We start from the raw sequence: 23,163 nt of genomic DNA, 5'->3' as shown, positions 1-23,163 counted from the left end.
CGTTGAGGTGGAAGAGATGGAAACCGGAAGTATAACGACGCCCTTCGGGCGGCGGTCGATGACGCTTGGCATGCTCGCAAGCCAGGTCATGGCAGGTGAGATCAAGCCTGACCAGTCGGTCGATAAATGGAAACTGTTTCGTGCGCTGTGCGAAGCAAAGCCGCTGCTCTGCATCAGCGATCGGGCGCTTGCCGTGCTCAATGCGCTATTGAGCTTTTATCCCAAGAACGAGCTGGCGCAGGAAAACGGCTTGATCGTCTTCCCGTCGAACATCCAGCTTTCGCTGAGGACGCATGGCATGGCCGAACAGACCGTCCGGCGGCATCTTGCGGCACTCGTCGAGGCAGGGCTTCTGCTGCGCAAGGACAGCCCCAACGGCAAGCGGTATGTCCGCAGGGACAGGGCAGGGGAAGTCAATGAGGCCTTCGGCTTCTCGCTGGCGCCGCTGCTTGCCCGCGCCGAAGAGATCGAGCGGCTGGCGGCTGAAGTAATGGCCGAACGGCTGCATGTCCAGCGGCTGCGCGAACGCATCACGCTTTGCCGCCGCGATATCGCCAAGCTGATCGAGGCCGCCGTCGAAGAAGACGTTCAAGGGGATTGGCAGCGCCTCTACCTGGAATTTCGGGATCTAGTCGAGGGGCTGCCCCGGTCGCCGACGACCGCACAGCTTGAACTTTTGCTGGATGAGTTGACCGCGCTTCGGGCAGAGATCCTTAAGCAGCTGGAAATTCGAATGAAATCTGCAAAACAGCGCGGCAATGGCGGTTATATCGAGCGTCACATACAGAATTCAAACTCCGAATCTACCTCTGAACTTGAACCAAGCTTCGAAACGAAGCAGGGCGCAACGCCGGAGCAAGACAATGGGCGAGGGGCCGTGACGCTGGAAGAGGGGAGGGGCGAAATTGCCCATCCGAGCAGGCAGAAAGTGAGGCAAGGTCGACGGCTCGGAGCGCGCGATGATGCCGGCGGGCTGAAATCCTTCCCGCTCGGCCTGGTTCTGCAGGCCTGCCCTGAAATCCTTGCCTACGGGGCGAATGGCGAAATTCGCAACTGGCGAGACCTGATGGCCGCAGCCGTGACCGTTCGATCGATGCTCGGCGTCAGTCCGTCAGCCTACGAGGAGGCGGCAAATGCAATGGGGCCGGAAAATGCCGCGACGGTGATGGCATGCATCCTGGAGCGCGGCGGCCATATCAATTCGGCCGGTGGTTATCTCCGCAACCTGACGCGGCGAAGCGAAAAGGGAGAGTTCGCGATTGGCCCGATGCTCATGGCACTCCTGCGGGCAAACGCGCCGGCCGGCCGAAAAGCTGGATAAGGAGCGAGGGTTGGGAGACGCTGAATGTCGATATGTCGAATGTCAGCGGATCAATCTTCGCTCCAGGAAAGCCTGCATGTCGCGGCGTCCATCGACGACGCAGTAGACGATGACGTCAGTGCCGATGATGCGATAGATCATGCGCCAGGGCTTGTGATGCAGCTCCCGATATTCGGTAATGCCGATACTCGTGAGCTCTTTCGGAATATTGCCACGGGCAGGGAACTCTGCGAGATCGGCACATGCGCTTTCGATTTCCGCCAGAATACGCTCGGCTGTCTCGGCGCCGTCGCGACGGACGATGAAACGATAGAGATCCTCGATGTCGCGTTCCGCATCCTCGGCGAAAAGAACACGATACGACATCAGGATTGGCTGTCGACCAGACGTTTGCGGATACGTGCGAAGGATTCGGCAACAGGGCGTAGTTTGCCCTCCTCGACTTGCCGGTTGGTCAGCGCCAGCACTTTCAGGAGCGCTAGGGTCTCCTGTGTCTCTTCATATTGGCCGACATCCTGCAGAATGGCTTTCGCCTCGCCGTGTAGAGTGATGACGACCGGCTGCGGATTGTCCTTCAGCGTTCGGATGATCTCCGGCGCATGCGCCTTGAGATAACTGATGGGCTTCACCTGTTCTGACAACTTCATGCGGTTGCTCCCTTTCGACCAGAATATAGATCATCAAATGGTCGATTGAAAGAAGCCCTTTGAACACCGGGCTGCAACCCGAGCCTCCGACTTCCCTTTCAGGCACCGCCGCTTTTTTTCACGCAACCTCTGCGAAAGAGAATGCCATTTCTTATAACGAAGTTTGTCTACTGATTTTATAGATTAAACTTTGCAACCAGCGAGCGGATCGTGATCTCATGGCCTATCTCCTCAGCCTTCTCGACAAAAGCCCGATTGAACAGGGTTTCACCGCCGCGGATGCGTTGCGGGCAACGGTCAAGATTGCCGCCCGCGCAGAGGAACTCGGTTATCACCGCTTCTGGGTGGCCGAGCATCACAACATGTCCAATCTGGCGAGTTCCGCGCCGGAGGCGCTGATCGCCTATCTTCTTGCCAGGACCTCGAAGATCCGCATCGGCTCCGGCGGCGTCATGTTGCAGCATTACAGCGCCTATAAGGTTGCCGAGACGTTCAATCTTCTGGCATCGCTTGCACCCGGCCGTGTCGATCTCGGTGTCGGCAAGGCGCCGGGCGGATTTCCGCTGTCGACGCGCGCGCTACAGCTCGCCGTCGATCCGTCCAGGAAGCCGGATTTTGCAAGCCAGCTTTCCGATCTCAACACCTATCTCGCCGCCGATCCGAATCATGACGGTGCGCAGGCGACCCCTTTCCCCCCGACGGCGCCCGATCGTTTCTTGCTCGGGGCCAGCGTCGAAAGCGCCGAACTGGCGGCCGAGAAGGGCTGGGAACTGGTCTTTGCCGGGCACCTGAACGGCGATCCTGACAATCTGCGCAGAACCTTCGAGACCTATGAGCGGGCATCCGGCGGCAAGCGGCCGATCCTGGCGCTCGCAGCCTTTGCCGCCGAAAGCGAGGACTACGCCCGCGAGAGGATCGGCCATCTGCGCATCGTCAAGGTATTCCTGCCGAACGGCCAGACCGTCAATGTCGGCAGCGAGGAGCAGGCGGCCGAATTTGCCCGGCAGGCTGGCGTCACCGATTACCGCATCGAGGAGAAGGTGCCGAGCGTGCTGCACGGCACGGCAAAGCAGATCCGCAAGGAATTGGACGAGCTTCACCGCCGCTACGGCGTCAAGGAATTCGTGCTCGACACGCCGGCGCTTTCGGTCGCCGAGCGCCTGGCCTCCATCGAGCTGCTCGCCGAAGAGCGGCTTTCCCTCGTCGCCTGACCGTTTTTGAAGGAGATCGATCCCATGGCTCAGAAACACGTCACGTTCGGCATCATGCTGCAGGGTCCCGGCGGTCACATGAATGCCTGGAAGCATCCAAGCGGACCAGCCGATGCCAGCGTCAATTTCGACTTCTTCGTCAAGACGGCGCGCAAGGCGGAGGCGGCCGGCATCGCCTTCGCCTTCGTCGCCGACGGGCTCTATATCAACGAGCAGTCGATCCCGCATTTCCTCAATCGGTTCGAGCCGATCGCCATTCTCTCGGCGCTTGCGGCCTCGACTTCGAAAATCGGCCTCGTCGGCACAGTCTCGACCTCCTATAGCGATCCCTTCACCATCGCGCGCCAGTTCGCGTCGATCGATCTCATCAGCGGCGGCCGGGCAGGGTGGAACGCGGTGACCTCGCCGCTCGAGGGTTCGGGGCGCAATTACAGCCGAGAACATCCCGAACATGAACTGCGCTACGAGATCGCCGAGGACTATATCGATGCGATCAAGGGCCTGTGGGATTCCTGGGATGACGACGCCTTCGTCCGCAATCGCGAAACCGGCGTCTATGCCGATAAGACCAGGATGCACCGCCTCAACCACAAGGGCCGCTTTTTCCGCATAGAAGGACCACTCAACATCGGCCGCTCGAAGCAGGGGCAACCGGTGGTCTTCCAGGCCGGCGCTTCGGACTCCGGCGTCAGGCTTGCCGGCAAGCATGCAGACGCCGTCTTTACCAATAGCGGCCCGTTCGAAGAGGCTCGAGGTTTCTATCGGCAGCTGAAGGACAGCGTCATCGCCCATGGGCGCCCGGCAGCCGAAGTCGGCATCTATCCCGGCATCGGCCCGATCGTCGGGAAGACGACCGAGGAAGCGGAAGCCAAATATCAGGCGATCCGCAATCTCGTCACGATCGAAGAGGCGCTCCTCTATCTCGGCCGCTTCTTCGATCACCATGATTTCAGCGTCTACCCGCTCGATGAGGCTTTCCCTGAACTCGGCGATATCGGCAGGAATAATTTCCGTGCCACCACCGACCGGATCAAAAGAACGGCGCGGGAAAAAGGCCTGACGCTCCGCCAGGTCGCGCTCGATTCCGCGACGCCCCGCACGGCCTTCATCGGGACGGCGGAACATATCGCCAACGAGATCATCCGCTGGGTGGACCATGGCGCTGCCGATGGCTTTATCCTCGGCTTCCCCATTATCGCCGAAGGCTTCGCCGACTTCGCCGAACATGTCCTGCCGATCCTCACGGCGCGCGGTTATTTCGATCCGGTCCTGAGGGGCGAGACGCTGCGCGATCATCTAGGCCTGCCCTTCCGGGAAAGCCGCTATGCGGCCGGCGCCGATCAGCTCGATCAGGGAAGGGCTGTCGGCGCCTGAGGCGCCGGCGAACCGCCATGGACACTATCGCTCGGAACCCGCGCAGCAACGATCCGGTCGAGAAGGGCATCGCCGCCTATCTCGACGAGATCATCGCGCTTCGCCACGATCTGCATCAATATCCGGAGCTTGCCTTCCAGGAACTCAGGACCAGCAAGCTCGTGGCCTCCCGCCTTTCCTCCTGGGGCTATGAGGTGGCGACGGGCATTGCCGGCACCGGCATCGTCGCCACCCTCAGGCGCGGCGAAGGCAAGAAGCGCATCGGCATTCGCGCCGACATGGATGCGCTGCCGATCGAGGAGGCGACCGGTCTTGCCTATGCCAGCAGCAATCCCGGCGTCATGCATGCCTGCGGCCATGACGGACATACGTCGATCCTGCTCGCCGCCGCGCGTTATCTCGCCGAAAGCGGCAATTTCAGCGGCACGCTGCGGCTGATCTTCCAGCCCGCTGAGGAAATCGGCGCCGGTGCCCGCGAGATGATCTCGGAAGGCCTGTTCGAACGCTTTCCCGTCGATGCGGTCTTCGGCCTGCACAACTGGCCGGGTGTGCCGGCGGGCCAGTTCGGTTTCGTCGCCGGCCCGGCTATGGCCTCGGTCGATCAGGCGGTGGTCAAAATCGTCGGCAAGGGCGGGCATGGCGCGGAGCCGCACCGTGCCGTCGATCCGGTGCTTGCTTCCGCCTCCTTCATCTCCGCGCTGCAAAGCGTCGTCTCGCGCAATGTCGATCCGCAAGATATGGCGGTTGCCACCGTCGGCTCGATCCATGCCGGCTCCGCCTCCAATGTCATCCCCGAGAGCGTGGAGATGAAGCTCACCATGCGGGCCTTCAGCGAGACGGTTCGCCAGCTGCTGCAGGAGCGCATTCCAGCCCTTGCCCGCGCCCAGGCCGAAAGCTTCGGCGCGGTGGCGGAGGTGAACTACCGGCTCGGTTTTCCGGCGCTGGTCAACCACGCCAATGAAACGGCCTTTGCCCGCGACGTCGCCGACGACGCACTCGGCCCCGCGGCGATCGAGAAGGATTTCCGGCCGAGGACAGCGAGCGAGGATTTTGCCTTCATGCTGCAGGCAAATCCCGGCAGCTATCTCTTCGTCGGGAATGGCGACAGCGCTCCTCTCCACAGCGCCCACTATAATTTCAACGACGCGATCATCGCGCCCGCCGCCCGTTACTGGGTGCGGCTCGCCGAAACCTTCCTCACTGATGACAAGGGGTGATGAACGATATGAGCGATACGTTTCTCTATACCAGCCCTCTCGACCCGCGCGCCAAGCCGCTGATCGATGAATTGATCCACGAATATGACAGCCGCTACGGCAACTATTTCAATGCCGAAGGGGCTGCGGCCGAGCTAAACCGCTATCCTCCTGAAGCCTTTGCGCCGCCTCACGGCAATTTTCTCCTGTTGGTCCGTGATGGCGAGACCATCGGCGGCGGCGCCTTCAAGAATTATGACGAAGGCACGGCCGAGTTCAAACGCATCTGGACGCGCTCCGATCTGCGTCGTCAGGGCCTTGCCCGCAAGGTGCTGGTGGAACTGGAGGCCCAGGCCGCCCGCCAGGGCTATGGCCGCATCTACCTGACGACTGGCTTTCGCCAGCCCGAAGCCGTCGGCCTCTATCTGAACTACGGCTACACCGCTCTCTTCGACACCTCTGCCGATCCAGAGATCTACAAGAGCCTGCCCTTCGAGAAGGACATCACCCATCTCGCTGAGCCTGCGCATGAAGATGCCGAACCGCGCCTGCGCGTGGCCGGCGCAAATTACTGAAAGCGGCAAAGACCGACAATCATAAAAGGGAAGCACAATGGCACTGACGACGGATTTCGCGGGCATCGACCCCGGCAGCAGGACGGCAGGATCGAAGGATTATTCCCGTTACCGCATCGTGCCGGCGCGTCATCCGGGCCGCCTGGCAGGCACGATCTTTGCCGCCGTCGTCATCATCGCCGTGCTCTATTCCATTTTCACCAATCCGCGCTGGGGTTGGGGCGTCTTCGCCGAATGGTTCTTTGCCGAACCAGTCCTCGTCGGTCTCGGCAGGACGCTGCTTTTGACCGTACTTGCCGCCATATCCGGCTCCATCCTCGGAACGGCCCTGGCGCTTGCCCGCGTTTCCAAGTCGCCGCTGCTCTCCGGCCTTTCCTGGGGCTATATCTGGCTGCTGCGCTCGATCCCGGTCATCGTGTTGCTGCTGATCCTGAACAATCTCGGCTACCTCTATGAGACGATCAAGATCGGCATTCCCTTCACCGATACCGTCTTCCTCGACTATCCCACCGTGCAGCTGCTGACGCCCTTTGCCGCTGCCTTTCTCGGCCTGACGCTCAACCAATCGGCCTTCTTCGCTGAGATCGTGCGCGGCGGTATTCTCTCGGTGGATCACGGACAGCTGGAGGCCGCCGCCGCACTCGGCCTGCCGCACCGTCGCCAGGCCTTCCGCATCGTGCTGCCGCAGGCCATGCGCTCGATTCTGCCGACAGGCTTCAACGAACTCATCGGACTGGCGAAGAGCACCTCCATGGTCTACGTGCTGGCGCTGCCGGAGCTCTTCTATACGGTCCAGGTGATCTACCGCCGCAATCTCGAAGTTATTCCGCTGCTGATGGTCGCGACCGTCTGGTATCTGATCATCATGACGGTGCTGTCGATCGCTCAGCGCTATATTGAACGCTACTTCTCCAAAGGCGCCGTGCGCAATCCGACGCCGTTGCCCTTCCAGGCACTTTTCGAGCGTTTCCGCCGTCCGCTGCCTGTCCTCGAGGCGGCCACCGACAGCGTGCGCAAGATCGGTTTACATGATGCGGCGACGCTGCGGGCCGCAGGCGCCGCGGTGCGCATTTACGGCATTTCCAAAAGCTTCGGCTCGCTGAAAGTGCTCGATGATGTCGAGCTCAGTCTGCCTGCAGGCAGCGTGACCGCCATCCTCGGTCCGTCCGGCTCGGGCAAGTCGACGCTTCTGCGCTCCATCAACCACCTGGAGCGTGTCGATGAGGGTTTCATCTCGGTGGACGGCGATTTCGTCGGCTATAGCAGGAAGGGCGAGACGCTCTACGAGCTCAAGGAGAAGGATATCCTCAAACGCCGCGCCGATATCGGCATGGTCTTCCAGAGCTTCAATCTCTTCCCGCATCTGACCGTGCTCGAAAACCTCATCGAGGCACCGATCCAGGTTCGCGGCGTCAGCCGTGAGGACGCCGTGCAACTGGCGCAGGAGCTGCTGGCACGCATCGGCCTCAGCGACAAGATCAACGCCTATCCGCGCCAGCTTTCCGGCGGCCAGCAGCAGCGTGTGGCGATTGCCCGTGCACTGGCGCTCCGCCCGAAGGTACTGCTTTTCGACGAGCCGACCTCGGCGCTTGACCCGGAGCTCGTCGGCGAAGTGCTCGACGTCATCAAGGAGCTTGCCCGCACCGGCACGACGCTTGTCATCGTCACCCATGAGGTCGGTTTTGCCCGCGAAGTCGCCGACACGGTCGTCTTCATGGAAAGCGGCCGCATCCTGGAGGCTGGCCCGCCGGCCCGCATCTTCGCACAAGCGGAACATCCCCGTACGCGGGAATTCCTCGCCAAGGTTCTCTAGCGCCTGATAGCGCTGGCGAAATGCCGGGCCGACGGGCTGCTCCGGCCGAATAACAATAACCACAACCTAAAGATGAAATGGAGAAGGGGCATGACATTTACAGATAGGGCAAGGCTTCTGATAGCGGGAGCCGTCACCATTGGCGCGATCGGTTTCGGTTCCGCTCAGGCGCAGCAGAAGTTCGATCTCAGCCCCGAGCAGGCGAACCGGCTGCGGGTGGAAAAGAACGAGAAGCGCATTGCCGAAGTCAAGGACTTCAAGTTCGTCGAAAACGGCGTCTTCACCGTCGGCATCAGCTCGAGCGGCAATCTTCCGCTGCATGATTATGCCTCCGATTCCAAGACGGTCATCGGTTACGACGTCGATCTGGCCCAGGCGATTGCCGACAGCCTGGGTCTGAAGCTCGAGCTCGTTTCCGTCGCCTGGGCCGATTGGCCCCTGGGGCTGACCTCAGGAAAGTTCGACGCGGTGATCTCCAACGTGACGGTCACGGAAGAGCGCAAGGAGAAATTCGATTTCTCGACCTATCGCAAGGACGAGCTTGGCTTCTACGTCAAGTCCGACAGCTCGATCACCTCGATCAAGCAACCGAAAGATATTGCCGGTCTGAAGGTCATCACCGATGCCGGCACCAACCAGGAGAAGATCCTGCTGGAATGGGATCGTGAGAATGTCGCCGCCGGCCTGAAGCCGATCGAGGTGCAATATTATGACGACGATGCGGTCAAGGATCTTGCCGTCCAGTCGGGCAGAGCAGACACCGTCTTCAGCGTGAACGCGACGCAGGCCTATTCGGCGGGGATCAACGGCAAGACCAAGCTCGTCGGCACCGTCAGCGGCGGTTGGCCGATCACCGCAGAAATTGCCGTCACCACGCGCAAGGGCAGCGGCCTGGCCGCGCCCTTGACCGATGTCGTTAACGACCTGATCGCCAGCGGTGCTTACCGGAAGATCCTCGATACGTGGAACCTCGGTCCTGAGGCGATCGACAAGGCCCAGACCAACCCACCGGGCCTGCCGAAGAGCGGCTCCTGATCGATCCCTATTGGGCCGGCGGCAATGCTGCCGGCCTTTCCTGCCTGACAATTTGGAGATTGAAGACGATGATTGCCTTTCCGGCATTCCGGACCCTAATGATCGCCGCCATGGCGTCGGCCCTTTCCTTCGGCGCAACCCGTGCAGCCGAGGATTTCGACCTTAGCCCGGAACAACCGGGCCGGCTTCACGCCGCCAAGAACGATGCGGCGATTGCCGCAATCCCCAAGGATTTCAAGTTCGTCACGTCAGGCAAGTTCACCATCGCCGTCAGCCCGGGCGGTCCGCCGCTTGCCACCTATGCCACCGACGCCAAGACCGTGGTCGGGGCAGATCCCGATTATGCCTATGCCATCGCCGAGAGCCTCGGCCTGACGCTGGAGATCGTGCCCGTCGCCTGGATCGACTGGCCGCTTGGCCTCGTCTCGGGCAAGTATGATGCCGTCATTTCGAACGTCGGCGTCACCGAGCAGCGCAAGGAAAAGTTCGATTTCTCCACCTACCGCCAGGGCTTGCATGGCTTCTTCGTGAAATCCGACAGTCCTGTCACCTCGATCAAGGAGCCCAAGGATGCGGCCGGCCTCAGGATCATTGTCGGGGCCGGCACCAACCAGGAGCGCATCCTGGTGAAGTGGAGCGAGGAAGATGTTGCCGCGGGCCTGAAGCCGATCGAGCTGCAATATTACGACGACGAGGCGGCAAGCCTTCTCGCGCTGCGTTCCGGCCGGGCCGATGTCATCGTCCAGCCGCATGCACAGCTCGTCTTCATCGCAGCGCGCGACAAGAACATCAAGCGCGTCGGCACGCTGAGTGCCGGCTGGCCGGATCGCTCGGATGTCGCGATCACCACCCGCAAGGGAAGCGGACTGGCCGATGCGCTGACTGCCGCCACCAACGGCCTGATCAAGGATGGCACCTACGCAAAAATCCTCGACCACTGGCATCTTTCCGAGGAAGCCTTGCCGGCATCCGAGACCAACCCGCCCGGCCTGCCGAAATACTGATCATCGGATGGCACGAGTGGGCAACATATCCATCAGCCATATCGGCTTCCTCACCCCCGGCAATTATCCCGACGGCGATCCGTTGTCGGGATTGGAGCAGACGCTCCAACAACTGCAATTTGGCGAGGAGCTGGGTTTCGACAGCGCCTGGGTCCGCCAGCGTCATCTTGAGCCGGGGATCTCTTCGGCGAGCGCCTTCCTGGCGGCGGCCACACAGCGCACCAGCCGGATCGAACTCGGAACGGCGGTCATTCCGATCGGCTATGAGAGCCCCTATCGGCTGGCCGAAGACCTGGCCACGGTCGATATTCTCGCGCGCGGGCGCCTGAACATCGGCGTCAGCGCCGGCCGGCCGCTGCATGCCGAATTGATTGCCCGCTCGTCTTCGACGGCGATTGGACCGGCCACGATGTCTCCCATGATCGCGTGCTGCGCTTTGCCGACAATTTGCGCGGCACCTATCTGGGCGACGAGCAGACGTTCATCAAGACGCCCTTCGGCCCGCAGCGGCCGCGCCTGCAGCCCTATGCCAAGGGTGCCTGATCGACCGCATCTGGTATGGCGGCGGCTCGCAGCGCTCGGCCGGATGGGCCGGCCGCAATGGCTTCAATCTGTTGACCGGCAATGTGATAAGGGGGGAGGGGACGGATGATTTCTTCGTTGCCCAATCCAGGTTGGTTGAAACCCACCGTGCCGCCGGACCTCAGCGCCGTATTGCGCTCGGCCGCGTTATCGTGCCTTTCGACAGCGCCGACAAGGCAACGCGCCGCCGTTACCGCGATTATGCCGAGAGCCGCCATGGGCGCACACTTTCGCCGCAAGGCGAGCGGCGCACCTTATTCGCGCGCGATGTCGTCGGCACCGCGGACGAGATCTTGGCGCAGCTTTTTGCCGATCCGATCCCGCCTGAGGTCGGCGAGCTGAGGCTGGAGCTTCCTTACGAGTTCGAGCACGAGGAATACCGCCAGATCCTCTACGACTTCGTGACATCAATCGCACCCGAGCTCGGATGGAAAGCCCAGCCCCAAATTCGGGCCGCTTCCTGAAAAGGCGGACGCCGAGTCGACGCCAGAAGCGTCATCCCACGAGGAACATTTATCAGTGACCAAAACGGTAGAATACTTCTTTTCGATCGGATCGCCCTGGTCCTACATCGGCTTCGACGCCCTCATCGAATTGGCGGCCAAGAACGACGTCGTCATCACGCCCTATCTGACGACGGTGGTCGAGGAAAATGGCGGTATCTTCTCGCGCAACCGTCCGGAGATCCGGCGCGCCTATTGGACGCGGGACCTAAAACGCTGGGCGCGCGTGCGCGGGAAGGAATTGCGGCTCGAACACCGCCCGGAGCTGAGCGATCCGACGCCGGCCTCCCTTTTCGTGATCGCCGCCTATCTCGATGGACAGGATTGGATCGGCGTCAGCAAGGCCTTGCAGCATGCCTTCTGGAGCGAGGCGAGGGATATCGGCAAACCCGATGTGCGCGAGGCGATCGTCACATCGGCAGGTTTCGATGGCGCAGCCCTTCTCAGGCGGCAAGCCGACGAGGACGTCCAGAACAAGTGGTCGGCGGACCGCGTGCATGCGCGCGACAGCGGCGTTTTCGGTTTTCCCACCTATGTCCATGACGGCGAGATCTATTGGGGACAGGACAATCTGCCCTTCCTCGAGCGACATCTTCGCGGCGACAGACCGTAGGAAGATCACCAAGACGAATGTTTTTTCCGCCGAGCGTCAAAGGAGAGACGCTCATTCCTTTAATCCAGTAATTTTATAGACAATATTTGAGGCGATATAGAGAGGAAAAACCATGTCAGGTTTCAAACTCGTCGGCATCGCCGGCAGCTTCAACCGTCCATCGAAGACACTGGCGCTCGTTCGGCATGTCGCCGACCGCGCCAGCTTCCGATACGGCTTTACCAGCAAGACCTATGATCTGCATGATCTCGGCCCGTCACTGGGCCACGCCTTGTGGCGCAAGGACCTCGATGAGCAGGCCGGGCGCGTCGTCGACGAGATCGTTAGGGCCGATGCCTTGATCATCGGCTCGCCGACTTACAAGGGCTCTTATCCCGGTCTGTTCAAACATTTGATCGATCTGATCGACCCGCAGGAACTTCGGGGCAAGCCGATCATCATTACCGCGACGGGCGGCGGCGACCGGCACGCGTTGATGGTCGAGCATCAGCTTCGGCCGCTATTCGGTTTTTTCATGGCCCATACGCTGCCGACGGCGGTTTATGCCTCTGACCGCGATTTCGCAAATTACGCGGTTTCATCGGAGGCGCTCTCGAACCGCATCAGCGAAGTGATCGGCGAGTTGGCAGCCTTCTTTCCTGAAGCAAGCCCGGCAATAGCGGCGGCGGAATAGGGATCGTCGCGATGGCCCGGTCTCAGGAGGCAGCAATGGACGATGCGGAGCGGCCGGGATCAGACGAGCAATTATGGAGCGTCTTTGAATTCGTCCGACGATATCGCCTCGCCAAGCGGCAAGAGAACCGCCTGTTGATGCTCTACGGACCGACTGCATCGTTTCGCGATCTTCTTGCCAATGCGCAACGTCATTCGCTGATTTCCAAACCGCCGAAGATATCGGTCCCGACAGGAGGTTTGTATGAAGCTTGATTTCTTTTTCCGGCTGAAACGAGTGATCGGCTACTTCCTCCAGCGCAAGGCGCGGAAGCCTGTAATCGGATTGTTTGCTCGTGACGAAGAGCGAGACCGGTCGGCCCGCGAATATGAACTCCATTATTGGGGTGCGATGCCCGGACTTTGGTATTGAGGAGTGCGGTGTGATGGCAATCGTCGTCGAGACCGGCCTCCGCCGGCGCGGCCTGAGAAGACCGGCAGGCAGCGTCATGCCGCAATTCAGGCATGCGGCGGGAATCTGCACGATCGTCGGTTCCTTCACGTTCCTCTTCGCCCTGGCGGTCGGGCTGATCCAATGAGTGCCGTCCTTATTCTTCCCGGACTTTTCGGCTCAGGAGAGGGGCATTGGCAACAGCACTGGCTGCAGGATCAGCCAGGCAGCCTTTGCGTCGCCCAGGACGACTGGGCTCATCCTGACCTCGACTCGTGGCTGGCGCGCCTGGAAGGCGTGCTCGAAGAGGCCGGTGAGGCCTATCTGGTTGCCCATAGTCTCGGATGCCTGCTCGCCGCCCGGCTGGCCGGGCGAAGTGTTGCCCGTCGGGTGAAGGGAGCGTTGCTCGTTGCTCCCTGCGATCTGCCGGCCACGGACATTCTGCACCCCGGGCATATCTCTTTCGGCGGCATGCCGACGGCGCCTCTGCCATTTCCGAGCATCGTTATCGGCAGCATGAACGACGCCTATATGGCGGTCGATCGACTGACCCTGTTTGGTCGCCTGTGGAAGGCCGAGACCAGGAATATCGGCCTTGCCGGCCACATCAATATCGCCAGCGGTTTTGGCCGCTGGCGAAGCGGCTACCAGCTGCTGGATGCCTTGAAGATGCGCGCCGGCGATCGAAGGCGCAACGTTTTCGCGCGGCCGGCTTTCGCGCTGTGAATGGAAACGGAATGTCCGATATCATCGACGATCTTCTGCGCCTCAGCGAAGATCCGAATGTTGACCCGAGGTGCCGGCGCCGGCAAACCATGGAGCGATTGGTAGAGACGCTGCTTGCCATGGCTGATGCCGAAATTGGGCCTGAAGAGGTGCAACATCGTTATTCGATCATCCATTTGACGACAATCATCCGCGACATGACGGGCAGGATCGCAGAGGCCGACGATACGACAATTTGCGGCGATCGTCAGGGAGGCCGCGATGCTGATCCGCAGCTTGCAGCGGCGCCGAGCCGACGCGGCCAGATTTACGGTGCATTGAAACGTGACCGGTATTATCGCGCATAAGCAGCCCGGTATGCGACGAAGCGAGGTTCGGATGCTCGGCGCAACCAGGATGGCTCTCACGGACGAGCTCGTGTCGCTCAGCCTTCGCCCCGAGCTCGATCCCGGCCCCGAGCCGCACCGGACACCGCTGACCGAGATGGAGACGGAGATGTTTGCCAGGCGGCTGCTCCAGGAATCCGATGGCGCGCCGCTCTGGGTTTTCGCCTGTGGATCATTGATATGGAAGCCGGACTTCGATGCCGTCGAGTGGCAGCGCGGCGCAGCAAGGGGTTGGCATCGGTCCTTCTGCCTTAAGATGACCCGCTGGCGGGGAAGCCGGGCGCAGCCCGGCCTCATGATGGCGCTTGATCGCGGCGGACGCCGCAACGGCATCCTCTACAGGCTTGCCGATGGGGATCGTCTTGGCCAGATTCGGCGGTTGATCCGCCGTGAGGTCGGCACGATCGAAGATGCCGCGACGGTTCGCTGGATTCGGGTTGAAACCGCACATGGCTTCGTGCGCGCCCTGGTCTTTTGGGCCGGCCCGAAGGGGGAGCGCGTTTCCCGCAAATTGCCGCTGGAGACGGTGGCGGCCGTGCTTGCCAGGGCCTGCGGACATATGGGCTCCTGCGCCGAATATCTTTATCTGACGGTCAAGCATCTGGAAGAACGCGGCATCCGCGATCGCAATTTGTGGCGGCTTCAGGAACTCGTCGCCGCCGAACTCCTGTCGATACACCGCTTCCAGCGGGGTAACACAAAGCCTTTAAGTGCTGCACGTCTTTTCAGACCCGCGGCGCTTTGAGGTTTTGAATTGGCTGCATTCCCTCAGAGCTTGCCTTTCCACGGCACAAGGTAGGTCTCCAGGAAACGGATGGCGGCCGAGAAGGTGAAGGCGCAGACCGCGATGATGCCGATGCCGACGAAGACGACGTCGGTTGCCAGGAACTGCGATGCCGACATGATCATGAAGCCAATCCCCCGCGTCGAGGCGATCAATTCGGCGGCGACCAGCGTGCCCCAGCCGACGCCGAGGGCAATGCGGATGCCGGTGAGGATTTCCGGCAGGGCGGAGGGCAGGACGATATCGATGAATAGCTGCAGCCGGCTCGCACCCAGCGAACGGGCGGCATTGACGCGCTCGATCGGCAGCGAACGGACGCCTGCCTGGGCCGAGAGGCAGATCGGCGCGAACATTGCCAGCACCAGGAGCGTGATCTTCGACGTTTCGCCGATGCCGAGCCAGATGATCATCAGCGGCAGGTAGGAGAGGGGCGGAAGCGGCCAGTAGAACTCGATCGGCGCATCGAGCACCCCTTTGGCCCAGCGGTTCAGGCCCATGAGCAATCCGAGCGGAATGCCGACGGAGATGGCGATCAGCGCTGCGACGACGATGCGGAACAGACTCGCGAGGATATGCTCGGAAAGCGATGCGCCGGCATAACCGTCACGATAGACGAGGCCGATCTGCGTCAGCACCTCGTCCGGCCGCGGCAGGAACAGGTGTGGCACGAGACCGAGCGCGGAAACGAGCCACCACAGCAGCAGAATCGCCAAGGCGGTAGCGACGCTGATCGCCATCGTGGATTTCTCGCCGGCGCCGAAACTTGCCATCTTCACCAGTTTGACCTGGCGGTCCTCTCTCCGCGCCGCGACCGGCGATCTCTGGACGATATCGCTCATGCGACGCTCCTCAAATCTTCGCTGCTGTGGAGAATGGCGCGTATCTCCTCGCGCAGCTCGGCAAATTGCGGCGAGGCCTTGATCGATCGTGCGTCGCCGGTTTCGGCGAAGCGGCTGATGAAATCGAGATCGAAGCGGGCGACAACGCGCCCCGGCCGAGGCGACATGACCAGAACCTGCGTGCCGAGAAACAGCGCCTCTTCGATCGAATGGGTGATGAAGAAAATCTTCTTCGCCGTCTTGTTCCAGACGGAAACCAGCAGTTCCTGCATCTGCTCGCGTGTCAGGCTGTCGAGCGCTCCGAACGGCTCGTCCATGAGCAGGATGTCCGGATTGGCCGCAAGGGCCCGGGCGATGCCGACCCGCTGGCGCATGCCGCCCGACAGTTCGTAGGGAAAGGCATTGGCGAATTCGTCGAGGCCGACGAGCCGGAGCAGTTCGAACGCGCGCGCCCGTCGCTCCTTGCGGTTGACGCCGGCAAATTTCAGTCCGAGCGCGATATTGTCGGCCACCGATTTCCAGGGCAGCAGCGAATCTTTCTGAAAGACGACGCCGCGATCGGCGCCCGGCCGTTCGACTGCGCGGCCATCAAGCGTGATCCGGCCATCCGACAGCGGAAGGAAACCGGCAATCGCGTTGAGAAGGGTTGATTTGCCGCATCCCGAGGCGCCGAGCGCGACGACGAAACCCCGTTCGGGGATATCGAAGGAGACGCGATCGAGCGCGTGGACGGTCCGCCCGTCCCGAGCTGCAAAGAAAACGCTGGCGTGATCGACTTTAAGCATGGTCCGCTCGCTAGTTCGATGCCGGCGCCACAACAGCCGCGCCGGCATCGGGGAGGATCAGTTGCTGACGCTGGTAAGCGCGTCTGCGGTGACGAAGGCGCCGTAATTTGCCAGCACGTCGGACACCTTGCCCTGCTCTTTCAGGAACGATGCGGTGTCCTTGAGGATCTTGCCGGCGCCGGCCTTTTCGCCGCCGCCGAGCCAGGCGTCCGATGCCTGAACCTCTGGGGTGAGCAGCGTCAGGTTCTTCAGGGCCGAGGCCTGTTGCTCGGCCGTTCCGCCGAGAAGCTTTGCGAGCGACTTGGCGTTGTCGCTGTCGGGACCCCAGACTGCTTTGTCGGAGGCAAAGGAGGCGTAGTATTTGTTGATGACCGAAGCGAAGCCCTTCAGGAATTCCGGGTTCTCGGTCGCAAACGTCGAGGTGGCGACCCAGGCGGAGAATGTCGGTGCACCCTTGTCGGCCACGTCCTTGGAAGTCACGAGAACCTTTCCGTTCTTCTTGAGTTCGGTGAGCGCCGGATCCCAGACGAAGCCACCGTCGATATCGCCGCGGTTATAGCTCGCCACGATCTCCGGCTGCGGGACTGCGAAGACCTGGACGTCCTTCTCGGTCAGGCCAAGCGATTTGATCAGCGCCAGGAGCTGATAATGGTCAGTCGAGACAGGCGCGGCGGCGAGCTTCTTGCCCCTCAGATCGTTCAGGCTTTCGATGCCCGAGCCGTTGCGGACGACGAGGGCCTCGTCGATGCCGGAGATGGAGGCGAGGTAGAAGGCCTTGACCTCGAGCCCGCGCGACACCGCAGCTGCAAACGGGCTGGAGCCGACATAGCCGACCTGAACGTCGCCCGAGGCAATGGCGGCAAAAATTTCGGCGCCGGAATTGAACCTGCGGAAATCGATGTCGTAGCCCGTGTCCTTGGCGAATTCGCCGTTGGCGATCGCCACGGAAGACGGCAGGGCATCGGTCTGATAACCGACGACGACCTTCTTGTCCGCCGCCTCGGCGACGATCGCCGTTGCGAGAGTGCCGACGCTGACCGCGATTGCGGCAACCAAATTTCTGAAATTCATCCTGAGCCCCTTTTGTTTCCAGGGCCACCCGGCCCCTTGATCTCACCTTCAAAGGGTAATCGTCGAGAAGGGGCTGGCGGGAGGAATAACAAACTATATTTATAGACTATAGAGATAATTGTTTTCGTGATTCTGCCGCTCATGCGGTCCGCAGGACCGGCGAGCGACGTCAGGGCTTAAATGACGAGATGTCTCGACAGCGTTTGAAGCTTCAGGGAGAATGCATTGATATACGATGTGATCGTCGTCGGTTCCGGTTTTTCAGCGATCGCTGTGACCTGCAATCTCATCCAGCAGCTTCCCGCTTCGGCGCAGGTTGCCGTCGTCGGCGACGATCCCGGTTTCGGGCGCGGGACGGCATACCGGACGGAGCTCTATCTCCATCGCCTCAACGTTCCTGCCGGCCGCATGAGCCTGCTGCCCCACCACCCCGACGACTTTGTCGACTGGCTGAAAAGCAACGGGCGTCCGCTGCAGGCAGGCGATTTCGCCTCGCGCAGCGATTACGGGCTTTATGTCAGGGATACGCTTGCCCGGCTGCTTCGCAAGCGGGAGCGCCGTTGCCGGGTCGATTTTATCAAGGCCAAGGCGGCGGGCTGCGTGGAACGCTATACGAGCACGCTCGCGTTCCATCTCGGCAATGGCGACGAGATTGCCGGGAAAAACGTGGTGCTTTGTCTTGGCGTCGGAAACGCCAACCTTCCGGTCGATCCGACCGGCGTCCCGCCATTTTTGCGATCCCACATCGTCGAGAACCCGTGGCGGCTCTCCTGGCTGAGGCGAGTCGCGCCGCCCGATACGGTTTGTGTTCTCGGCTCCGGCCTGACGATGATCGATCAGGTTCTGGCACTTCGCGCCCATGGCCACAGAGGCAGGATCGAGGTGCTTTCGCGGCGCGGCCTGGCACCGCTCGGCCATGCAAGGACGCCGCCCGCGCCTCTGCCGATCGACGTTCACGCGCTTCCCGCTACGATCAGTGGCCTGTTGAAGATCTTGCGGGGCAAAAGCAGGGAGGTCGCCGACTGGCGAAGCGTGATGGACGGCCTGAGGCCGGTGACGCAGGCTCTCTGGCAACGGCTTTCGAACGAGGAGCGGGCCCGCTTCCTGCGCCACGCGCTTCCCTGGTGGAACATCCATCGCCACCGGGTCGCGCCCGACGTATTCGCCGGCTTCGAGAAACTGGTCTCGGACGGTTCCGTTCGCTTCCACGCCGGCTTTTTGAAATCGCTCGAGGCCAGGGAAGGCAGGCTCGTTGCCGACTATAGGATCAGGGCCAAGCGTGAGATCGCCGAAATCAAGGCGGACTGGCTGGTCAACTGCACGGGGATGGAGCGCGCCGGGATCAGCCATTCGCCGCTTCTGAAGGAAATGAGCCGGTTTCAGCTGATCGTGCCTGATCGGCTTGGCCTTGGCATTCAGGTGGATGCGGCTTCCGAGGTGACGGCTCCATCTCGAATTTCGCCGGCCCGGCTGTTTGCCGTCGGCGCCTTGACGGCGGGGCAATTCTGGGAGATCACCGCCGTCCCCGACATTCGGCTGCAGGCGAAGGCCGTGGCCGAGGAGATCGTCAGGGCAAGGCCAAATTCCGGCGCATAGGCTGACAAACTCGGGATCGGCGCAGTGCTGTTGAATTGCTGGCCGCCGACAGCTACAGTATTTGGTAGGCCATAATACGATTCCCTGAATTCGGCTGCCGCAGAAGTTGAGCCTGCGAAGTCAATCCAAACACTGAGGTACAGCATGAGCGGTGCTCTGAAGGACGCAGCAATCAGGGTGGAGCGTCCTGCGAAGACATTGCGGGAATTGGCGCTCGACAAAGTTCGCGAGGCCATCGTTAACGGATATTTTCGTCCCGGAGACCGCCTTGTCGAGCGCGACCTCTGCGCCCAGCTCGGCGTCAGCCGGACGGTGGTGCGCGAGGTTCTGAGACATCTGGAATCGGAAGGGCTCGTCGCCAATCTGCCGAACAAGGGACCGATCGTCGCCCTGCTGGATATCGAGGAAGCCAAACAGATCTATGAGATCCGCGGTGCGCTCGAAGGCATGGCGGCACGGCTATGCGCGGAGCGCGGCAGCCCCGAGATCGTCGCCGCTCTCGAGGAATCCCTGACCGCCATCCGCAACAGCTATCGCGACCAAGATATGGCGGCTGTGCTTGCCCATACCTCGTCCTTCTACCAAACGCTTTTCACCAGAGTCGACAGGCATGTCGCCTGGGGCGTTGTCAACCTCCTCACCGTGCGCATCAACCATCTGCGCTCGATGACGATCAAGACGGAAGGGCGCGGCACTGAGGGGCCGCTCCAGATGTCGAAGATTATCGACGCCATCCGCCGTGGCGACGGCGAGGGGGCCCAGCGGGCCGCGATGGATCATGTCGCGGCCGCCAGCGCAATTGCCGAGGCGGTGCTGTCTGCTCAGAAGCCTGCCGAATAGGTTGACACGTCAACCACCGCTGTCTTTCAGGAGGCTGCCAGTAGGGGGCCTCGCATCGACATTGTCGATGCCTGTCGCCTGCATCCGTAATCCGTTCCTGGCCGGCGTTGCGTCGATCCGGAACGATTCTATCGTTTCCATGCGTTGGGAGCCTGAACAATTGCATTGTTTACTCCTCCCAGCGCTTCATCATTCGCGCCGGTAACGTGGCTACGCCTAGCTTAAGGTGTAATAAAAATCGCAATTCAAGAATATCACGCGCTTTTGCTTCCGAAGAAGGCAGCCATGAACCCCAAACCGACGAGAATAATGCCGCTCACATAGCGTTCGATAGTAAGATAGTTGGCGTTGCGCTTCAGCCAGTTTCCGAAGCCTCCCGCCACCATTGCGTAGCTACCGTCGGTCATAATTCCAAGAATGGTGTAAATCATCCCAAGTATGAGGGTCTGAGCTGCAACCGATCCACGGGACGGGTCGATGAATTGAGGCAAGAAGGCCAGAAAGAACAGAACCGTCTTAGGATTGAGAAGGTTGATTGCAAATCCGTCGCGAAACAAATGACCGTAGGGATATGGTTTAATGGGCACGGTCTCATCGAAAGAAACAGCTCGGGAAAGAATCTTCTTGATCCCTATTCCAATCAGGTATGCCGCACCGGCATATTTCACCACTTCCAACGCTATTGGCGATGAGGCGACCATGGCTGAAAGCCCAAACGCTGCAGCAACTATATGTACCCCCGTCGCAACGTGAATTCCGAGAATTGAAACAACACCAGCAACACGTCCCTGCTCAACAGAACGAGCAAAGATATATAAAACTGCCGGCCCGGGAATCAGCAGCAAGGTCAATGCCGCAGCGATGAACATAGCGAGCGTACCGGTGGCGGGCATTTTTATTCCTCCTGCTTGTTCCCCCGGACTGTTGCTGAGGGCGAACGGTTGTGTACCATCTGCGTTTTGTCGGACTATCGCAGCAGGATTTCACACAGGAGGTTCCGTTAGTCTTGAACGCTATAAACTTCGCGCGAAAAATGCGGGTGTCACGCCTGTGGTTTGTTTAAACAATCGGGTCAGGTGACTCTGGTCGGCGAAGCCGACGAGTGCTGCCACCTCGGCGGGCGGTGTACCGGCCCTAAGCAAGTTCCGAGCATGACTAATCCGCAACTGTGTCTGATAGGCATGCGGAGGCATCCCCATGCATGACCGAAACGACCTAACGAGATAGACTGGATTCAATCCCACGACATCGGCGAGACAAGCCAAAGATACACGCTCGTTGTAATGCGCATGCAGAAAATCACGAATCACTTTGATATGTTTCGGTTCTCTGTTGTCGACGCGCCAGGAGGCTCGCTCATTGCGTTGAGACACCAGCATCTCAACGCAAAGCGCCAGGATCGTGTCACATCCAAGAAAGCCATCATCAACCTCAAGCCGCCTGTGAGCTGCACTCAACGCACCAAAAAGACTAGAATCTTGCAAGGAAATATGGGCGGGACATGAAGCTTTCTTCCCCAAAGCTATCATGTAATCGTCCATGAATTTTCTGGGCAAAAATAGGCACCTATAACTTAGGGGCTGCTCGTTTCCAGGAAGGCAAGAATGAACAACGCCAGGATGGATCAAATTGATGCTTCCCGGCTTCAATGCCACCTCTGCTCGACCATACGAGAATATCATCGTCCCGCTTTCATGCAGGTGAACAGCGTACGTGTCGTGAAAATGCTTTGGAAAGCGATGATAACTTTGCGAGACTTTAGACAATTCAACACCAGATATAGCATTGCTTTGCCATAATTTAATTTCAGCTCTTTTCATACTAAGTACCAAAGCCCGAACTCCGTGATTTGCAACCTTTTCATATCATTTTTTATGGTGGTTGATGGTCTCGCTACCTACGAGACCCAGAGAGGCGACAAGTAACTGACACCTGAGTAAGTCTCAGCGCGGTATCACGATGGCAAACAGCCATCCTCCGGTGATCCGACGCCGTCGCGCGCCGACCTCGACATACGAAGCTGTTCATCCAGGCGGCCAAGCCGCTCGACATCAAGGACGGTCATGTCAGCCTGAAAGGGATTGAAGCTGATCTGAAAAGCAGGGGCAAGCTTCAATTGGCGCTCGTATATCAATTTGTACATTGACCGAGTACCGAACCCGTTGCTGCATATCCAAACCCAGAGCGGTTCCGTCTCTGGAGCAGCACCTGTCAGCTACCGTATATCCGTGTCCCTTGGATGTTCAGGGCAATGAGGAGAATTCAAACTCCAAGCTTGACACCCAACTTTGCTCGATGTGATGGTATGCCATAATCACTAATATCTAAGGCGGTCATATGGGCCGGGAAAATATTGGCGTTGTACGTGTCGCGTCACTAAGGGAGCGTCGCGCCGTCCGGCTCTAGAGCTGAAGGAACAAGCGTTTCCGGGCGACGAAGCGCCACACGCCAAGCCAATCTTCGGACTTTATTTTGTCTCGGCCAAAACCAAGTTGACACTCATATATTATGGTATACCATAATACCAAACAGAGAGACGAGATATTCCATGGCCATTCAAATTCGCAAGACGGGACTGCAGATTGAAACGACGCTGATCGAAGGCGGCAAGGCCGCGGCGGTGCCACTGAAGATGTTTACCGCTTTCGCGGTCGTGAAGAACCCATGGGCGGACCAGGGCTTCGTCGAAGACCTCAAGCCCGAAATCCACGCCGGTGCGCCGGTTCTCGGCGAATTGCTGACCAAGATGATCATCGATGCGGTCGGGTCCGGCGATGCCGTCGAAGCCTATGGCAAGGCCGCCGTGGTCGGCCTGGACGGTGAGATCGAACATGCCTCCGCGCTCATCCACACGCTTCGCTTCGGCAATTTTTATCGTCACGCCGTCGGCGCCAAGTCCTATCTCGCCTTCTGCAATACGCGCGGTCCCGCCAATGCGCCGATCATGATCCCGCTGATGGACAAGAACGACGAAGGTCGTCGCTCGCATTACCTGACCATCCAGACCTCGATCCCCGATGCGCCGGCCGCCAACGAGATTGTCGTGGCTCTCGGCGCGTCGGTGGGGGGGCGTCCTCATCACCGCATCGGCGACCGCTACCAGGATCTGAAAGATCTTGGGCAGGACGTCGCCAATCCCGCGGGCGTTTGAAAGGGGCTC

At 60.4% G+C, this 23,163-nt stretch carries 26 protein-coding genes and 2 pseudogenes; 20 read left to right on the top strand and 8 right to left on the bottom strand.

Going from position 1 to position 23,163, the window contains the following annotated elements:
• Positions 1–16: 16 nt before the first annotated feature.
• Complete coding sequence (gene repC, locus OS035_RS20160) at positions 17–1,321, top strand: plasmid replication protein RepC (RefSeq protein ID WP_183779904.1); 1,305 nt, start codon at positions 17–19, stop codon at positions 1,319–1,321.
• Positions 1,322–1,363: 42 nt separating this feature from the next.
• Here the strand turns inward: repC and OS035_RS20155 are convergent, their stop codons facing one another.
• Together OS035_RS20155 and OS035_RS20150 are read right to left on the bottom strand one after the other, a co-directional pair.
• The gene (locus tag OS035_RS20155) at positions 1,364–1,687 is read right to left on the bottom strand and encodes a type II toxin-antitoxin system RelE/ParE family toxin (protein ID WP_183779902.1); all 324 of its coding nucleotides are present in this window, start codon (positions 1,685–1,687) and stop codon (positions 1,364–1,366) included.
• Positions 1,687–1,968, bottom strand: a complete 282-nt coding sequence (locus OS035_RS20150) for a type II toxin-antitoxin system Phd/YefM family antitoxin (RefSeq protein WP_183779901.1) — start codon at positions 1,966–1,968, stop codon at positions 1,687–1,689. Before OS035_RS20150 ends, OS035_RS20155 begins: the two co-directional genes overlap by 1 nt.
• Before the next feature lie 218 nt (positions 1,969–2,186).
• Here OS035_RS20150 and OS035_RS20145 point away from each other — a divergent pair, with 218 nt between their 5' ends.
• From OS035_RS20145 to OS035_RS20070, 16 genes and pseudogenes are all read left to right on the top strand, one after another.
• Positions 2,187–3,179 (top strand): LLM class flavin-dependent oxidoreductase, encoded by a 993-nt coding sequence (locus tag OS035_RS20145; RefSeq protein WP_183779899.1) that lies wholly within the window; start codon positions 2,187–2,189, stop codon positions 3,177–3,179.
• A gap of 24 nt (positions 3,180–3,203) precedes the next feature.
• Positions 3,204–4,553 carry an LLM class flavin-dependent oxidoreductase gene (locus OS035_RS20140; RefSeq protein WP_183779897.1) on the top strand — a complete coding sequence of 450 codons (1,350 nt, stop codon included), beginning with the start codon at positions 3,204–3,206 and terminating at the stop codon, positions 4,551–4,553.
• A gap of 17 nt (positions 4,554–4,570) precedes the next feature.
• The gene (locus OS035_RS20135) at positions 4,571–5,770 is read left to right on the top strand and encodes a M20 aminoacylase family protein (RefSeq protein ID WP_183779895.1); all 1,200 of its coding nucleotides are present in this window, start codon (positions 4,571–4,573) and stop codon (positions 5,768–5,770) included.
• Positions 5,767–6,324, top strand: coding sequence for a GNAT family N-acetyltransferase (locus tag OS035_RS20130; RefSeq protein ID WP_183779892.1), 558 nt, complete (start codon positions 5,767–5,769; stop codon positions 6,322–6,324). The genes OS035_RS20135 and OS035_RS20130 overlap by 4 nt, the downstream gene beginning before the upstream one ends.
• Before the next feature lie 37 nt (positions 6,325–6,361).
• A complete protein-coding gene (locus OS035_RS20125; RefSeq protein WP_183779889.1) occupies positions 6,362–8,137 on the top strand; it encodes an amino acid ABC transporter permease/ATP-binding protein in 1,776 nt (591 codons plus the stop codon).
• Between the two features lie 90 nt (positions 8,138–8,227).
• Positions 8,228–9,172 (top strand): ABC transporter substrate-binding protein, encoded by a 945-nt coding sequence (locus OS035_RS20120; protein WP_183779886.1) that lies wholly within the window; start codon positions 8,228–8,230, stop codon positions 9,170–9,172.
• 68 nt (positions 9,173–9,240) lie between these two features.
• Positions 9,241–10,176: an ABC transporter substrate-binding protein gene (locus OS035_RS20115; protein ID WP_183780315.1), complete on the top strand. Its 936-nt coding sequence runs from the start codon at positions 9,241–9,243 to the stop codon at positions 10,174–10,176.
• A 7-nt stretch (positions 10,177–10,183) separates the two neighbouring features.
• Positions 10,184–11,222: pseudogene (locus OS035_RS20110) on the top strand (LLM class flavin-dependent oxidoreductase).
• A gap of 55 nt (positions 11,223–11,277) precedes the next feature.
• Complete coding sequence (locus tag OS035_RS20105; protein WP_183779882.1) at positions 11,278–11,874, top strand: 2-hydroxychromene-2-carboxylate isomerase; 597 nt, start codon at positions 11,278–11,280, stop codon at positions 11,872–11,874.
• Between the two features lie 112 nt (positions 11,875–11,986).
• Positions 11,987–12,547, top strand: coding sequence for an FMN reductase (msuE, locus tag OS035_RS20100; RefSeq protein WP_097626309.1), 561 nt, complete (start codon positions 11,987–11,989; stop codon positions 12,545–12,547).
• A gap of 11 nt (positions 12,548–12,558) precedes the next feature.
• Positions 12,559–12,801: a hypothetical protein gene (locus OS035_RS20095; protein ID WP_183779866.1), complete on the top strand. Its 243-nt coding sequence runs from the start codon at positions 12,559–12,561 to the stop codon at positions 12,799–12,801.
• Positions 12,791–12,958: a hypothetical protein gene (locus tag OS035_RS20090; RefSeq protein WP_165503926.1), complete on the top strand. Its 168-nt coding sequence runs from the start codon at positions 12,791–12,793 to the stop codon at positions 12,956–12,958. The genes OS035_RS20095 and OS035_RS20090 overlap by 11 nt, the downstream gene beginning before the upstream one ends.
• Before the next feature lie 13 nt (positions 12,959–12,971).
• Positions 12,972–13,124 carry a hypothetical protein gene (locus OS035_RS20085; RefSeq protein WP_183779863.1) on the top strand — a complete coding sequence of 51 codons (153 nt, stop codon included), beginning with the start codon at positions 12,972–12,974 and terminating at the stop codon, positions 13,122–13,124.
• Entirely contained in the window at positions 13,121–13,702 is a 582-nt protein-coding gene (locus tag OS035_RS20080; protein ID WP_183779860.1) for an RBBP9/YdeN family alpha/beta hydrolase, read from the top strand. Before OS035_RS20085 ends, OS035_RS20080 begins: the two co-directional genes overlap by 4 nt.
• An 11-nt stretch (positions 13,703–13,713) precedes the next feature.
• Positions 13,714–14,023, top strand: a pseudogene (locus tag OS035_RS20075) (hypothetical protein).
• Positions 14,024–14,026: 3 nt separating this feature from the next.
• Complete coding sequence (locus OS035_RS20070; RefSeq protein WP_442967705.1) at positions 14,027–14,833, top strand: gamma-glutamylcyclotransferase; 807 nt, start codon at positions 14,027–14,029, stop codon at positions 14,831–14,833.
• A 23-nt stretch (positions 14,834–14,856) separates the two neighbouring features.
• Here the strand turns inward: OS035_RS20070 and OS035_RS20065 are convergent, their stop codons facing one another.
• From OS035_RS20065 to tauA, 3 genes are read right to left on the bottom strand one after another with little or no spacing between them, the layout of a single operon-like run.
• A complete protein-coding gene (locus OS035_RS20065; protein WP_097626305.1) occupies positions 14,857–15,711 on the bottom strand; it encodes an ABC transporter permease subunit in 855 nt (284 codons plus the stop codon).
• On the bottom strand, positions 15,708–16,496 hold the full coding sequence (locus OS035_RS20060; protein WP_183779857.1) for a taurine ABC transporter ATP-binding protein: 789 nt from the start codon (positions 16,494–16,496) through the stop codon (positions 15,708–15,710). Before OS035_RS20060 ends, OS035_RS20065 begins: the two co-directional genes overlap by 4 nt.
• A gap of 57 nt (positions 16,497–16,553) precedes the next feature.
• The gene (tauA, locus tag OS035_RS20055) at positions 16,554–17,567 is read right to left on the bottom strand and encodes a taurine ABC transporter substrate-binding protein (RefSeq protein ID WP_183779854.1); all 1,014 of its coding nucleotides are present in this window, start codon (positions 17,565–17,567) and stop codon (positions 16,554–16,556) included.
• 225 nt (positions 17,568–17,792) lie between these two features.
• Here tauA and OS035_RS20050 point away from each other — a divergent pair, with 225 nt between their 5' ends.
• A complete protein-coding gene (locus OS035_RS20050; protein ID WP_183779851.1) occupies positions 17,793–19,163 on the top strand; it encodes an FAD/NAD(P)-binding protein in 1,371 nt (456 codons plus the stop codon).
• A gap of 144 nt (positions 19,164–19,307) precedes the next feature.
• The gene (locus tag OS035_RS20045; RefSeq protein WP_097626301.1) at positions 19,308–20,003 is read left to right on the top strand and encodes a GntR family transcriptional regulator; all 696 of its coding nucleotides are present in this window, start codon (positions 19,308–19,310) and stop codon (positions 20,001–20,003) included.
• Positions 20,004–20,257: 254 nt separating this feature from the next.
• On the opposite strand, the gene OS035_RS20040 is transcribed toward OS035_RS20045, so the two are convergent.
• The 3 genes from OS035_RS20040 to OS035_RS20030 form a co-directional block, all read right to left on the bottom strand.
• Positions 20,258–20,896 carry a LysE family translocator gene (locus OS035_RS20040; protein ID WP_183779848.1) on the bottom strand — a complete coding sequence of 213 codons (639 nt, stop codon included), beginning with the start codon at positions 20,894–20,896 and terminating at the stop codon, positions 20,258–20,260.
• Positions 20,897–21,016: 120 nt separating this feature from the next.
• The gene (locus OS035_RS20035) at positions 21,017–21,823 is read right to left on the bottom strand and encodes a helix-turn-helix transcriptional regulator (protein WP_183779845.1); all 807 of its coding nucleotides are present in this window, start codon (positions 21,821–21,823) and stop codon (positions 21,017–21,019) included.
• Positions 21,824–21,957: 134 nt separating this feature from the next.
• Entirely contained in the window at positions 21,958–22,119 is a 162-nt protein-coding gene (locus OS035_RS20030; protein ID WP_183855695.1) for a hypothetical protein, read from the bottom strand.
• 432 nt (positions 22,120–22,551) lie between these two features.
• On the opposite strand from OS035_RS20030, the gene OS035_RS20025 reads away from it, so the two are divergent.
• Positions 22,552–23,154: an amino acid synthesis family protein gene (locus OS035_RS20025; RefSeq protein ID WP_097626299.1), complete on the top strand. Its 603-nt coding sequence runs from the start codon at positions 22,552–22,554 to the stop codon at positions 23,152–23,154.
• Positions 23,155–23,163 lie beyond the last annotated feature (9 nt).

Origin of the sequence: Rhizobium sp. 268, from assembly GCF_036571585.1 — a bacterium.
Taxonomy (GTDB): Bacteria; Pseudomonadota; Alphaproteobacteria; order Rhizobiales; family Rhizobiaceae; genus Rhizobium; species Rhizobium redzepovicii.
The sequence above is the reverse complement of the archived record's forward strand: the minus strand, read 5'-3'. Positions and strand labels throughout refer to the sequence as shown.

Coding starts and splice junctions, on each gene's coding strand:
- repC (WP_183779904.1), top strand. CDS start 17: ATGGAAACCGGAAGTATAACGACGCCCTTCGGGCGGCGGTCGATGACG.
- OS035_RS20155 (WP_183779902.1), bottom strand. CDS start 1,687: ATGTCGTATCGTGTTCTTTTCGCCGAGGATGCGGAACGCGACATCGAG.
- OS035_RS20150 (WP_183779901.1), bottom strand. CDS start 1,968: ATGAAGTTGTCAGAACAGGTGAAGCCCATCAGTTATCTCAAGGCGCAT.
- OS035_RS20145 (WP_183779899.1), top strand. CDS start 2,187: ATGGCCTATCTCCTCAGCCTTCTCGACAAAAGCCCGATTGAACAGGGT.
- OS035_RS20140 (WP_183779897.1), top strand. CDS start 3,204: ATGGCTCAGAAACACGTCACGTTCGGCATCATGCTGCAGGGTCCCGGC.
- OS035_RS20135 (WP_183779895.1), top strand. CDS start 4,571: ATGGACACTATCGCTCGGAACCCGCGCAGCAACGATCCGGTCGAGAAG.
- OS035_RS20125 (WP_183779889.1), top strand. CDS start 6,362: ATGGCACTGACGACGGATTTCGCGGGCATCGACCCCGGCAGCAGGACG.
- OS035_RS20120 (WP_183779886.1), top strand. CDS start 8,228: ATGACATTTACAGATAGGGCAAGGCTTCTGATAGCGGGAGCCGTCACC.
- OS035_RS20115 (WP_183780315.1), top strand. CDS start 9,241: ATGATTGCCTTTCCGGCATTCCGGACCCTAATGATCGCCGCCATGGCG.
- msuE (WP_097626309.1), top strand. CDS start 11,987: ATGTCAGGTTTCAAACTCGTCGGCATCGCCGGCAGCTTCAACCGTCCA.
- OS035_RS20095 (WP_183779866.1), top strand. CDS start 12,559: ATGGCCCGGTCTCAGGAGGCAGCAATGGACGATGCGGAGCGGCCGGGA.
- OS035_RS20090 (WP_165503926.1), top strand. CDS start 12,791: ATGAAGCTTGATTTCTTTTTCCGGCTGAAACGAGTGATCGGCTACTTC.
- OS035_RS20085 (WP_183779863.1), top strand. CDS start 12,972: ATGGCAATCGTCGTCGAGACCGGCCTCCGCCGGCGCGGCCTGAGAAGA.
- OS035_RS20080 (WP_183779860.1), top strand. CDS start 13,121: ATGAGTGCCGTCCTTATTCTTCCCGGACTTTTCGGCTCAGGAGAGGGG.
- OS035_RS20065 (WP_097626305.1), bottom strand. CDS start 15,711: ATGAGCGATATCGTCCAGAGATCGCCGGTCGCGGCGCGGAGAGAGGAC.
- OS035_RS20060 (WP_183779857.1), bottom strand. CDS start 16,496: ATGCTTAAAGTCGATCACGCCAGCGTTTTCTTTGCAGCTCGGGACGGG.
- tauA (WP_183779854.1), bottom strand. CDS start 17,567: ATGAATTTCAGAAATTTGGTTGCCGCAATCGCGGTCAGCGTCGGCACT.
- OS035_RS20045 (WP_097626301.1), top strand. CDS start 19,308: ATGAGCGGTGCTCTGAAGGACGCAGCAATCAGGGTGGAGCGTCCTGCG.
- OS035_RS20040 (WP_183779848.1), bottom strand. CDS start 20,896: ATGCCCGCCACCGGTACGCTCGCTATGTTCATCGCTGCGGCATTGACC.
- OS035_RS20035 (WP_183779845.1), bottom strand. CDS start 21,823: ATGAAAAGAGCTGAAATTAAATTATGGCAAAGCAATGCTATATCTGGT.
- OS035_RS20025 (WP_097626299.1), top strand. CDS start 22,552: ATGGCCATTCAAATTCGCAAGACGGGACTGCAGATTGAAACGACGCTG.